Origin of the sequence: Flavobacterium sp. 5 (assembly GCF_002813295.1) — a bacterium.
Classification (GTDB): Bacteria; Bacteroidota; Bacteroidia; order Flavobacteriales; family Flavobacteriaceae; genus Flavobacterium.
On the sequence record NZ_PHUE01000001.1, the window covers coordinates 2671453 to 2684188 of the forward strand.

At 32.0% G+C, this 12736-nt stretch carries 9 protein-coding genes; 5 read left to right on the top strand and 4 right to left on the bottom strand.

The features are described 5' to 3' along the window. The first annotated feature begins 20 nt into the window (after positions 1 to 20). From CLU82_RS10975 to CLU82_RS10985, 3 genes are all read left to right on the top strand, one after another. Positions 21 to 1709: a peptide MFS transporter gene (locus CLU82_RS10975; RefSeq protein ID WP_100843134.1), complete on the top strand. Its 1689-nt coding sequence runs from the start codon at positions 21 to 23 to the stop codon at positions 1707 to 1709. Between the two features lie 96 nt (positions 1710 to 1805). Next, complete coding sequence (locus CLU82_RS10980) at positions 1806 to 3290, top strand: peptide MFS transporter (RefSeq protein ID WP_100843135.1); 1485 nt, start codon at positions 1806 to 1808, stop codon at positions 3288 to 3290. Between the two features lie 118 nt (positions 3291 to 3408). Beyond that, positions 3409 to 3906: a thioredoxin family protein gene (locus tag CLU82_RS10985; protein ID WP_100843136.1), complete on the top strand. Its 498-nt coding sequence runs from the start codon at positions 3409 to 3411 to the stop codon at positions 3904 to 3906. A gap of 3 nt (positions 3907 to 3909) precedes the next feature. Here the strand turns inward: CLU82_RS10985 and CLU82_RS10990 are convergent, their stop codons facing one another. Then, the gene (locus CLU82_RS10990; protein ID WP_100843137.1) at positions 3910 to 5946 is read right to left on the bottom strand and encodes a ComEC/Rec2 family competence protein; all 2037 of its coding nucleotides are present in this window, start codon (positions 5944 to 5946) and stop codon (positions 3910 to 3912) included. Between the two features lie 709 nt (positions 5947 to 6655). On the opposite strand from CLU82_RS10990, the gene CLU82_RS10995 reads away from it, so the two are divergent. Further along, complete coding sequence (locus tag CLU82_RS10995) at positions 6656 to 7531, top strand: hypothetical protein (protein WP_100843138.1); 876 nt, start codon at positions 6656 to 6658, stop codon at positions 7529 to 7531. Between the two features lie 289 nt (positions 7532 to 7820). On the opposite strand, the gene lpxB is transcribed toward CLU82_RS10995, so the two are convergent. The 3 genes from lpxB to surE all read right to left on the bottom strand — a co-directional run bounded on the left by lpxB (position 7821) and on the right by surE (position 10137). Next, positions 7821 to 8933: a lipid-A-disaccharide synthase gene (lpxB, locus tag CLU82_RS11000; protein WP_100843139.1), complete on the bottom strand. Its 1113-nt coding sequence runs from the start codon at positions 8931 to 8933 to the stop codon at positions 7821 to 7823. Between the two features lie 159 nt (positions 8934 to 9092). Continuing rightward, entirely contained in the window at positions 9093 to 9365 is a 273-nt protein-coding gene (locus CLU82_RS11005; protein WP_100843140.1) for a hypothetical protein, read from the bottom strand. Beyond that, positions 9358 to 10137: a 5'/3'-nucleotidase SurE gene (gene surE, locus CLU82_RS11010; protein WP_100843141.1), complete on the bottom strand. Its 780-nt coding sequence runs from the start codon at positions 10135 to 10137 to the stop codon at positions 9358 to 9360. Before surE ends, CLU82_RS11005 begins: the two co-directional genes overlap by 8 nt. A gap of 213 nt (positions 10138 to 10350) precedes the next feature. On the opposite strand from surE, the gene CLU82_RS11015 reads away from it, so the two are divergent. After that, entirely contained in the window at positions 10351 to 12525 is a 2175-nt protein-coding gene (locus CLU82_RS11015) for a carboxy terminal-processing peptidase (protein WP_100843142.1), read from the top strand. Positions 12526 to 12736 lie beyond the last annotated feature (211 nt).

Genomic DNA, 12736 nt, shown 5'->3' on the forward strand with positions numbered 1-12736 from the left:
CAAACACAAATACCAAAAAAATGACTGAAAATCAAACGAAAACTGCACATCCAAAAGGGCTTTGGGTGTTATTTGGAACCGAAATGTGGGAACGTTTCAACTTCTATGGAATGCGGACCCTATTAACCTTGTTTTTAGTTAATTCCTTATTAATGAAGGAAGAAGATGCTTCTTTGATTTATGGAGGTTTTCTAGGACTTTGTTATTTGACTCCAATGTTGGGAGGTTTTATTGCAGATCGTTTTTTTGGAAATAGAAACTGTATCATGTTGGGTGGATTATTAATGGCTATAGGGCAATTATTATTATTTACCAGTGCCAGTGTTTTTGGTGATAATATAGGGTTAGCAACAGCAATAATGTATTCTGGTTTGGGTGTAATCATTTTTGGAAATGGTTTTTTTAAGCCGAATATCTCCAGTATGGTTGGAAGTTTGTATCCAAAACAAGAAAAAACTAAATTGGATACTGCCTTCACCATTTTTTATATGGGAATCAATATAGGGGCTTTTTTAGGTCAATTTATTTGCCCATTAGTAGGTGATGTAAAAACGGAAGGAATTAGAGATATTCATGCTTTCAAATGGGGATTCCTTGCTGCAGCGATTGCGATGGCCATAGGAACATTGGTATTTTATTTCTTGAAAAACAAATATGTGGTTACTCCAGAAGGTAGACCATTAGGAGGATTACCTTCTAAAAACGAATCATCTGATTATGAAGAAGGAGAAGCTCAAAGTGCAGTTTTTTCTACTAAAGCATTATTAGTTTCTGTAGTAGCTTTTGTTGGAATGTTCTTTTTGTTCCATTTTTCGGTAGATGGAGACAATGTTGTTAAAACAATTATTTACCCAATTATTTATGCCTGTGGTATTACTTTGGCGGGTTTAATTTTATCTGACAGTTCATTAACTAAAGTAGAGAAAGACCGAATTTGGGTTATTTATATTATTTCATTCTTTATTATTTTCTTTTGGGCAGCATTCGAGCAAGCGGGTTCTTCGTTAACTTTTATTGCGGATAACCAAACGGATAGAGACTTTTTTGGTTGGCAGATGCCAGCATCAATGGTTCAGATTTTTAATGGATTATTTGTTGTCGCTTTAGCAGTTCCATTCAGTATGTTATGGGATAAACTAAGAGCTAAAGACAAAGAACCAATTTCTCCTGTAAAATTGGCTTTCGGATTATTAATAATTGCTATAAGTTTCTTTATGATCGCCAATCAGGTAAAAGATTTAGGAAGTTCAGGATTGTTGGCTGTAAAATGGTTGATTTTATTGTATTTATTGAATACTTGTGCAGAGTTGTGTTTGTCACCGATAGGATTGTCATTGGTAGGTAAATTATCACCAAAACGTTTCTCCTCTTTATTATATGGAGTGTTTTTCTTGTCGAATGCCTCAGGATATGCTTTAGCAGGAACTTTAGGATCGATATTGCCAGCAACTGGAGATAAATTTACGAAAGCAAAAGAATTAGGAATTGATTTGCAAGCAGTATTAGACAAAACGATAAAGCCTACTGCAGAGCAATTGCAATTATTAGATAAACATCAAATTATGGATCATAACCCTATTTTTGCAGGTTTTGAAATTCACAACTTATTTGAATTCTTCATGGTTTTTGTGAGTTTGACTGGACTTGCGGCATTGTTATTATTTGCATTAACGCCACTTTTGAAAAAAATGATGCATGGTGTCAGATAATTTAATGAAATAAAAATATACTTAAAACATCATCCTTTTGATTCAATCAAAAAGATGATGTTTTTTATTTACCTACTTTAAAAAAATAAATTTATAATGGAACAAAATTTAAGTTTAGAACAAATACAAAAATTTGAAGGGAAATATCCAAAACAATTGTGGTACTTGTTTACTGTAGAAATGTGGGAGCGGTTTTGCTTTTACGGAATGCGAGGGGTTTTAACCTTTTTTATGGTAGATCAGCTTTTGCTTAAAGATGGTGCTGCCAATTTACAATACGGAGCTATTCAGGCATTTGTGTATGCCTTTACGTTTATTGGAGGTATTTTTGCAGATAAAATTTTAGGCTTTAGAAAATCTTTGTTTTTCGGGGGAATCGTTATGATTCTGGGAAATTTACTTATTGCTTTTGCTCCACAGCAAATGTTTTATTACGGTTTGGCATTTTCTATAATTGGAACAGGGTTTTTTAAACCAAATATTTCTTCGATGGTTGGTGAACTTTATCATGAAGGTGATCATAGAAGAGATGCAGGTTACGGAATGTTTTATGCAGGAATTAATATTGGTGGTTTTTTTGGAGGAATCCTTTGCATTTATTTAGGTAAATACTACTCTTGGCAATTGTGCTTCCTTTCTGCAGCTATTGTCATGATGTTTGGATTGCTTACTTTTTTGTTTACCAAAAAACATCTTGGGCCAATTGGGGATTCTCCATTGCTACATTTGGAACCAACTAAAAGAAAACTTAGAGAAATAGCCGTTTATTTGGGGTCGTTATTAAGTATTCCATTTATTTTTATAATGGTAAAAAATACCGATTATACCGATTATTTCATGTACACAATTGGTATAATCGCGGTAGTTTATTTTACATACGAAGTGATAAAGCTGGGAGATGTAAAGTTGCAAAAAAAGATGATAGCGGCTTTTACCTTCATTTTCTTTTATTTAGTATTTAATGCAATCTTTGAGCAAAGTGGAGGTTCATTGTCTTTGTTTGCTAAAGACAATTTAAGTTATGATTTACTTGGATTCAGGATTGATCCTAATGCGGTAAACAACAGTTCAAATACTTTGTTTGTTGTTGTTTTTAGTCCTTTAGTAGGATTGCTTTGGCTTTGGTTAGCAAAAAAGAAAATAGAGCCTAATACTTTGATTAAATTTGGTATTGGATTTTTATTTTTATCTGCTTCTTTTTATATTTTTTATTACACTAAGTTTTTTGCAGATGCTAACGGAATCACTTCCTTGAATGTATTCACATTTGCTTATTTGGTAACCACAATTGGTGAACTTTGTTTAGGCCCCATTGGAATGTCGATTATCACTAAACTTTCACCAAAAAGACTCTTCGGGATGATGATGGGATTGTGGTTTTTGGCAAGTGCATTTGGTCAACTATTTGCAGGGAAATTGGGTGCCGAAATTTCTAAATCAAATACCGGAACTACTTTGATGTCTAAGTTGCAGTCCTATACAGACGGGTATTATCAATTGGCTATTTATTCCTTGATTGCTGGTGTGATTTTGATTGCGATTTCACCATTAATTAGAAAATTAATGCAAGAAGTAAAGTAGCCGACAATTTTTGGTATTATTTTTGTATAAATTTGCAAATAAGAAATATGTTTTTGAGTTAATAAAGTTTAGTTTTTTATAAATTTGACTCTGCTAAAAAAATTAATAAATAGAATAGATGAAAAAAGTAGTTTTAATTGCATTCTTTTTTATTGGGATAAGTGTTTCTCAAGCTCAAGAATTAAAATGGTACACTGATGTAAAAGAAGCTATTACAGTTTCAAATAAAGAGAAAAAACCATTAATGTTGTTTTTTACAGGAAGTGATTGGTGCGGATGGTGTATTCGTTTGCAGAAGGAAGTGCTTACAACACCTGAATTTAGTAAATGGGCCAAAGAAAGTGTTGTGCTTGTAGAATTAGATTTTCCTAGAAGAACGCAGCAAGACTCAATTGTTAAAAAACAAAACAACGAATTGCAACAAGTGTTCGGAATACAAGGTTTCCCGACAGTTTATTTTGCAAGAGCAACAGTCAAAGACGGGAAAACTAATTTTGAAGGTTTAGGAAGTACTGGTTATGTCGCTGGTGGCCCTGCTGCTTGGATTGCTACGGCAGCACCTTTTGTTCCAAAACCTGTTTCTACCGCTAAGGCAAAAACTAAAAAGCATAAGTAAAGCTTAATTAATTTTATAGAATCCCTTTTCGTTCGTTGAATGGAAAGGGATTTTTTGTTGGGAACAAGTAGCTGCCCATTTTTTTTGAATTGATTTATAATTGGATGCATCTGCAACAATGATTTTTGGCTTTATAGTTTGCAACAGTCGGTCAAGGTTGAGCTTAGGGGATTGTATCAATAGTAAAACGTCAGGATGAATATTTGTGGGATACACTTTCGAACTGTCAATCAAAAGTATTTTACGGCCTTTAAAATAAATTAGATTTTTCAATTTAGACTGCTGTTCTAAAGTACAGAAATTAGCTGTGAGATAAGATGCTAGCAAAGTATTGTTTTTACTGTTTTTCAGGATTGCATCATTAGTATATATAGTTGCTTTAGTTCCATTCCGTTCTATGAGTTGTGTTTTTTTGGAAGTATTTAAAACAATAAATTCAATTTGATTTTGAACTTCCCATTTGGTACCAATAGATGATAATTGAAGAATTATAATAGCTGTTAATACTCCGAATACACTTTTTATATTTTTCTGTTGGAATGCAATAATCAGCGTAATAATTACCAGATAACAGCTTATCAAAAGAGGAAGGTTTAAAGGAATGTTTTTTATAATAAATTGTTCCAATGAGGCAATGCAACCAATTATTTTATCCAAATAATAAATACTTAATTCCAGAGTTTTTGCTGGGTAAAAAGGCACCCAGTCGAATGCTGCCAAAAGCATTACAAGAACTCCTAAACTCATTATGAAACCTAGAAACGGAATCACAATTAGATTCGTAATGAAGAATAATCCAGGGAATTGATGAAAGTAATAAATACTAAGTGGTAAAGTACCAATTTGTGCCGCAAAGGAAACCGTTAGTATCTCCCAAAAGTAGTAGACAATTTTATTTTTTGGCTTCCAAATATTCGCAAATAAAGGCTGTAACCACATTATAAAAAACAGCGCTACGTAGCTTAGCTGAAAACCTACATCGAATAAAAAGGAAGGTTGAAACAATAAAATAAGCAAGATCGAAACCAGTAAAGTATGATAAATATTAGTACTTCTTCGTAAGTATTGCCCAATGGCTACAAATGAAAACATGGTTACAGATCGCACAACCGAGGGTGCCAAACCTGCCAAAACCCCAAAAAGAGACAAAGAGATAAGTATAATGACTAGTTTTACAAAAGAACTTCTTTTGGTATTTGGAAAAGGTTTCAGAAGAAAAGTAACAAAAAGGAGTATGAATCCAATATGTAATCCCGAAACGGATAGAATATGAACAGCTCCCGCATATTGATAGTCTTGTGTAATTTCGGGGTCAATATCTTGTTGTTGCCCCATAATTAAAGCCACAGCAACATTGAGTTCTTTAGTTTTAAATTTACTTTTTTCTAAATTTCGAATAATCTTAGTTCGTAAGGCAGCGGTATAATACCAAATGTCTTTCTCAATTTTCGAACCGATTTGTATCTCATTTGGAACCGCATACAGTTGCGCGTAAATTTGTTTATTTTCCAGATATTTTGAGTAATCAAATTGATTTGGATTTTTTTGAGCCGTATTTTGGTTTAATAAACCATTTATTTTCAATTGATTTCCAATGATAAAAGAATCAGTTAGGCTGTCCTTGTAAATGTTCAGCAGAATTCTGCCAGAGGTTTTTTCTCCATCAATCGAATTTAGTTGAGCAATATAACGTTTATTAAAAGCCGTGTTTTTCAATTTCTCCCTCAAGGTAAGCGTGAAAGTATGAGTCGTATCAAAGACGTTTCTGTAATGCGTATAATTGTTTTGCTGAAGAGAATCTGTATGAACAGTTAGTGTTGTGGCACCGACGCAAAAGGCAAGGAGGTACGTTGTTATTCCAAAGAGGGAAGCTGATTTTGAACTTGACTTGAATGCATAATAACTTCCTATAAAAAACAGCGTACTTATACCAAGCATAATGAATACTACCGATGGAATTGGTTTAAGAAAGTAAGAGAATAATATCCCTAAAATAAAGATTATAGTAATTTTTGTTAAGGGGAATTGTAATGTTTTCATGTATTGAAATTGTTTTTTATTCGAAACCGAAACGATTTCACAGCTTCTAAAATACAATTATTTTGTAAGAAATAAATTATTTATCTATTTAAAGGAATATTTGGGCGTGACCCCGTTGAGAAAAGGGGCTTCTTATAGCATCGGGTATACAGCCCCTTTTCACAACGGGGTCGGGCTATCCATGCTACTTCGGTAGCTTATTCCTATCCCTCACGCGAACACACAAACGTCGTAAAAGAGAAATCAGACTGAATTATTTTAGGTAATATAAAATGTAAAACTTACCTGCCAAGCTATCCGAAGATTGTAATTGGAACTCAGAAGCACCTTCGATGCAGTCAGAAATAGGTTTAATGGCAACGGAAGATAATTTGTAGGGAGAGGAAGACCTTTTGAAGGTAACGGAAGATGATTTGTAGGCAACGGAAGATGATTTGCAGGCAAGGGAAGATAATTTGAAGGGGGGGGAAGGCCTTTTGAAGCCGACGGAAGATTATTTGAAGGCATTCTTTTTTTTCGGAAGCCCTATTTTACTGGGCGGAGTAGAAAAACAGCTGAAATAACCATAAAATACGGATAGCGGTTAGCGATTTTAAATTTCTATATTTGAAAGAAGGAATAAAACGAAACAAAGTTTTTTAATTTGACCTATTTTGGGTGTATATGAGAAAGTTTGTATTGTATATAAATGAATTAGTAAACATTTTGTATGAACGACGAGAAAATTGAACATTTACTAGAACTTCTTCAAGCTGAAGAAAATAATGATATTAACACAATGATAAGTCATTTTGAACTTATCACAAATTCTTTAATGACTTTAGCGCAAAGTTTATTTGAGAATAAAGAAACTATTAAATACCATCAAAAAGAAATTGAAAGTAAATTTTTCCGGTTCGGGTTTGCTAACTTCAGTCTGATTAATTTAATGAAAGGAAATGAATTTTCTATTAATAATAGTCAATTGAAAATTGTCGATATTTTTTCTTTAAATAGTATTACAAGAATGCAAATTGAATCTTTTTTGATTATATATTATCTTTTTTTTGATAACGTAGATGAACTAACTTTTAATTTTAGATATGATATTTACAAATTACATGGATTAATAAAACAATTAAACTTTGAAATCAAAACTGATATTCCTGAAAAAGAAATTCAATTAAAAAAAATGGAAGATGAAAAAGTAAAAACTATTTTAAGTATTAAAGATTCAAACATCTATATAAATGCAAATCAAAAAGAGAAAGATACTTTTTTAAATCCAAAATTTGCCAAACTAATAAAAAGTGAAATTCTATTTGAAAAAAGTGGAATAAATAATATTGGAATTAACAAAATTTGGCAACTTTATTCAAATCATGCACATTCCGAACATATAGGTGATAGACAATATAACAGCTATAGAATGAATGACTTTAAAGAAAGTAATGCATCATTAATAATTAACATAAATACTATGTTAAGTGCTAGATTAATAATATTCCTAATTAATTCTTTTTCAAGCATCAGAACTAAATATATAGAAATATCAGAAAAAGAACGAACTCATATTGAAATGTGGGGAAAAATCGGAAATAATTAAAAAAAACGTTTGCTAACTAGCCGTTTTCCGAGGTTGGTTTTTTGTAGACTTAAAGTTTTTTATTCGTATTACGGAGTTTCTAGCGGAGATTCCTCCTTCGTCGGAATGACAATATTGTAGAAAAGAAGTACGGTAAAAAAGCATAAATTGTTTATGATAAAATATTTTTAAGCAAAATAATTACACAAAGTAAACACAAGAAACTCTTCATTTTTGTCATTCCGACGAAGAAGGAATCTTCGCAAGTGGCTCAACAATCTTTCAAATTATAATTAGAATGTGATTGCAATTATTTCAAAGAACCAACGATTAACTGAGCTGTTTTTTTGCTAGCTCCAATTCCACCAAGTTTTTCTTCTAGTAAATCGTAATTTTCTAATAGTGTTTTGCGGTAATTAGATTCAAGGATTTTGGTTAATTCTTCACGGATGCGTTTGGTAGAGCAATCATCTTGGATTAATTCGGTTACGACTTCTCTATCCATAATTAGATTAACAAGAGAGATGTATTTTAGAGTGATAATTCGCTTCGCAATCTGATAGGATGCCCAACTTCCTTTATAACATACTACTTCGGGAACTTTGAAAAGTGCCGTTTCTAAGGTTGCAGTCCCTGAGGTAACCAATGCAGCGGTCGAATTGCGCAACAAAGCATAGGTTTTATTGGAGATGAATTTTATGTTTTCGCTGGAAATAAATTGCTGATAAAATGTAAAATCTTGACTTGGTGCTCCTGCAATTACAAATTGATAATCTGGAAAATCACGAACGACACTTAACATTACCGATAGCATTTTACTGATTTCTTGTTTTCGACTTCCTGGTAATATGGCAATAATTGGTTTTTCGGATAAGTGATTTTCGGTTCTAAAAGCATTAGTGTCAATACTTGATTGATTGTGAATCGCATCAATTAGAGGATGTCCCACAAAAGTAACAGGGAAATGATGTTTGACTTCGTAGAAATCTTTTTCAAAAGGCAATATCACATACATTTTATCCACATCGTGTTTGATGGCCGTGATTCGGTTTTCCTTCCAAGCCCAAATCTGAGGAGAAATATAGTAATGGTTTTTATAGCCTATTTGTTTAGCCCATTTAGCTATTCGCATATTAAAGCCTGGATAATCAATGTATATAATAACATCTGGATTGAATTGTGCTATGTCTTTTTTGCAGATTTCTATGTTATTCAAAACAGTTTTCAGATTGAAAAGGACTTCAACAAAACCCATAAAGGCCAAATCGCGATAGTGTTTTACTAAAGTACCACCTACATTTTGCATCAAATCACCACCCCAAAAACGGATATCGGCCTGAGGATCTTCTTCGTAGATTGCTTTCATTAAATTAGATCCGTGTAAATCTCCTGAAGCTTCTCCTGCAATAATATAGTATTTCATTTTTTTGCTTTTTATGATATAATTCAAATCGACAATTGCTGATTTTTGGGTAAACAAATATAGTATTTATTCTTTTTTGTATTTGGCAGCTACTAAGTTTTTGAGATTCTAAGTTGCTAAGGTTAGAATCTCAGAATTTTAGTAGCTTAGGTGCTTTTTCTAAAGAAACAAAGTGGTAATGGTCAAGGAAATAACTGCCAAAACAACACCTCTTGCCATAAGTTCTTTATTCATCTTTAGTAAAATTCCAAAAGCTATTAAATCAAGGATAGATCCTAAAGTAACAATTTTACCTAGATGACCTTCGCTTTTCATTGCCTGCATTCCCACCATAAAATCTGAATGGGTTATAATTGTGATGTACAGAAACATTCCTAAGATTGAAGCAATGATTCCAATTATAAAGCCTATGAGTAAGTCCATTTTATTCATTCCAATTTCTTTTAGTTAAATTTTGTATTGCGTGATGTGCCGTTAGGTCAAATTGTACAGGAACTATGGAGATAAAACCGTTTTTTAAAGCCCATTCATCAGTGTCTTCACCTTTGTCTTGGTTGACGAATTCTCCTGTAAGCCAATAATAGTCTTTGCCCTGAGGGGTTTGTCGTTTATCAAATTTTTCTGTCCAAAGAGCATTTGCCTGACGGCAAATTTTAATTCCTTTGATTTCTTTTTCTTTTAATTTTGGAAAGTTCACATTCAAGATAACACCTTCTGGCAGTTTATTTTCTAAGACTTCAAGGGTTATGTTTTTAATATGAGACTTAATTTGAGTGAAATCGGCATTCCAATCGTAATCTAATAATGAAAATCCGATTGCCTGAATACCTTCTATTCCTGCTTCTACAGCGGCACTCATAGTTCCCGAATAAATAACATTTATAGAAGAGTTGGAGCCATGGTTAATCCCAGAAACACATAAATCTGGTTTTTGCTTAAGGATTTCGTGTACTGCAATTTTTACACAATCTACAGGTGTGCCAGAACAACTATACTCTGTTATTGCATCTGTATCTTTAGATATTTTATTGAGATATAAAGTGTCATTTATGGTAATGGCATGACCCATTGCACTTTGCGGTTTGTCTGGAGCGACAACAATGACATCTCCTATTGTAGACATTACTTCTATTAAAGTTCTGATTCCTGGAGCCGATACGCCATCATCATTTGTAATGAGTATTAAAGGCTTTTTATTTTTCATTTGTAATTAAATTAAAAGAAAAGAATTATTGAAAAAAAAATGAGTTCATGAACAAATGTAGCAACTCAAAATCTTATATTGCGAACAAATAAAATATATTTTTTTGCATATGATTTTTAATGTTAAAAGTGCAATTTTATATCTTTAACAAAAAATTATATAGTGTTGTTGGGAGTTGGCATGGTTTTTAACGTAACTTAGTTTAAAAAATTGATGAATTCTATTATTAGCTTTATGAAAAGAAATTATAAAATACTCATAGCTGTGGTGTGCCTTTCGGTGACCTTATTTGCCTTTAATATAAAATCAAAGAAAGAAGTTGATCCAGATAGAGATAAGTTATTATTGGAGCTTTTGACATTTGTAATAGAGAAAGGGCATTATAATCCTGCAATTATTGACGATACTTTTTCAAAAGGAGTATACAAGGACTATATAGCGGCATTAGATCCTTCAAAGCGTTTCTTCCTGCAATCGGATATTAACGAGTTTTCTAAATTCGAATTAGAACTTGACGATCAGTTGACTAATAAAGATTTAACCTTTTTTAATCTTACTTATGATCGTTTAATGCTTCGTATGGATGAAAGCAAAAAAGTGTTTAAAGATATTTTGAGCAAACCTTTCGATTATAAAGTTGATGAGGATTTTAATGTTGATTACGATAAAGCTCCTTATTCTAAAAACACTACAGAATTAAAAGAAAAATGGAGAAAACAAATTAAATTATCGACTCTTTCGTCTTATACAGATAAGAAAAAAATGGAAGAGGATAAGAAATTGAAAGATCCAAATTATGTAATGAAAACAGATGCTGCTCTTGAAGCTGAAACTAGAGAGGGTTCTTTGAATTCTTTGAATGAATCTTTTGGTTTTATGAATGAATTGAAAAGAGATGATTGGTTTACATTGTATATTAATTCAATAATGTCACGTTTTGACCCACATACTACTTATTTTGCTCCTGAAGAGAAAGAGAGATTTGACGTAAGTATGAGTGGTAAACTTGAAGGTATTGGTGCGAGATTACAAAAGAAAAATGATTATACCGAAATTTCAGAATTAATTTCAGGAGGTCCAGCTTGGAGAGGAAAACAATTGGAAGCAGGAGATTTAGTGATGAAAGTAGCACAAGGAAATGGTGTTCCTGTGGATGTTGTTGGAATGCGTTTGGATGATGTAGTTAAAAAAATTAAAGGACCAAAAGGTTCTGAAGTTCGTTTAACAGTTAAAAAAGTTGATGGAACGATTCAGGTGATTTCTATAATAAGAGATATTGTTGAGATTGAAGAAACGTATGCTAAATCTAGTGTAGTTGAAAAAAATGGTAATAAATACGGGGTGATTTATTTACCTAAATTTTATATCGATTTTGAAAACAAAGACGGTAGAGATGCTGGAAAAGATATTGCTTTGGAAGTAGATCGTTTGAAAAAAGCAGGTGTAAACGGTATTGTTTTGGATGTACGTGATGATGGTGGAGGATCGTTGTCTACTGTTGTTGATATTGCTGGTTTATTTATTGAGCAAGGTCCAATAGTACAAATAAAATCAGCTGGTAAGAAAAAAGAAATTTTATATGATACCGATAAAAAAATTGAATGGGATGGACCATTAGTAATTATGGTAAATGAATTTTCTGCATCAGCTTCAGAGATTTTGGCAGCAGCTATTCAAGACTATAAAAGAGGGATTATTATCGGAAGTAAACAAACTTACGGTAAAGGAACTGTTCAAAATGTAATTGATTTGAATCAGTTTGTACGCAATAGTTCTGCAGGAGATTTAGGAGCATTGAAAACAACGACTCAGAAATTTTATAGAATTAATGGAGGTTCTACTCAACTTGAAGGAGTGAGCAGTGATGTGGTTATGCCGGATCGTTATGCTTATTTAAAAATGGGAGAACGTGATGAAGAAAATGCTATGAAATGGGATAAAATTGATCCAGCTCCTTATTCAGTTTGGAATAATAATTCCAAATTTGAACAAGCTATTATTAATAGTAAAAAGAGAATTGAAAACAATATTCAATTTCGATTGATAGAAGAAAATGCGAAATGGATTGATAGTAGAAGTACTGAAAATACATATAGCTTGAATATTGATAAGTTTAAAGTAGCTCAAAATCAAATTGAAGAATCTGCTAAAAAATTCAAACCAATTGTTGATTATAAAAACAATTTAAAATTCACTTCATTACCTTATGAATTAGATGGGATTAGTAAAGACGCTGTTTTAAAAGAAAAAAGAGAAAGATGGCATGAAAGTTTATCTAAAGACATTTATGTTGAAGAAGCTTTGAATGTTCTGGATGATTTACAGACTAAATCAATTGTAAAGAGTACTATTCCAGGAGATAAAAAAGGAAAGTTAGTTAAATCATAAATCTATGTAAGGATTTTTAAAAATAAAAAAAAACGCTTCAAATGCTATTTGGAGCGTTTTTTTATGGACAAAAGAAACTATTATAATTATTTTGAAGAGATAAAATAAATATTCAATAAAGAATAAATTATCTCTTGAAAATAGATATGTTTATTTTATTTAAACTAATTTATATATTTAACAAAATAGTATGCGTTTGCCTTCAGAAATG

Bases quoted from the DNA above. Each gene is read 5' to 3' on its own strand.
- CLU82_RS10980 (WP_100843135.1), top strand. From the start codon at position 1,806: ATGGAACAAAATTTAAGTTTAGAACAAATACAAAAATTTGAAGGGAAA.
- CLU82_RS10995 (WP_100843138.1), top strand. From the start codon at position 6,656: ATGAACGACGAGAAAATTGAACATTTACTAGAACTTCTTCAAGCTGAA.
- CLU82_RS11005 (WP_100843140.1), bottom strand. From the start codon at position 9,365: ATGAATAAAATGGACTTACTCATAGGCTTTATAATTGGAATCATTGCT.
- surE (WP_100843141.1), bottom strand. From the start codon at position 10,137: ATGAAAAATAAAAAGCCTTTAATACTCATTACAAATGATGATGGCGTA.
- lpxB (WP_100843139.1), bottom strand. From the start codon at position 8,933: ATGAAATACTATATTATTGCAGGAGAAGCTTCAGGAGATTTACACGGA.
- CLU82_RS10990 (WP_100843137.1), bottom strand. From the start codon at position 5,946: ATGAAAACATTACAATTCCCCTTAACAAAAATTACTATAATCTTTATT.
- CLU82_RS10985 (WP_100843136.1), top strand. From the start codon at position 3,409: ATGAAAAAAGTAGTTTTAATTGCATTCTTTTTTATTGGGATAAGTGTT.
- CLU82_RS10975 (WP_100843134.1), top strand. From the start codon at position 21: ATGACTGAAAATCAAACGAAAACTGCACATCCAAAAGGGCTTTGGGTG.
- CLU82_RS11015 (WP_100843142.1), top strand. From the start codon at position 10,351: ATGAATTCTATTATTAGCTTTATGAAAAGAAATTATAAAATACTCATA.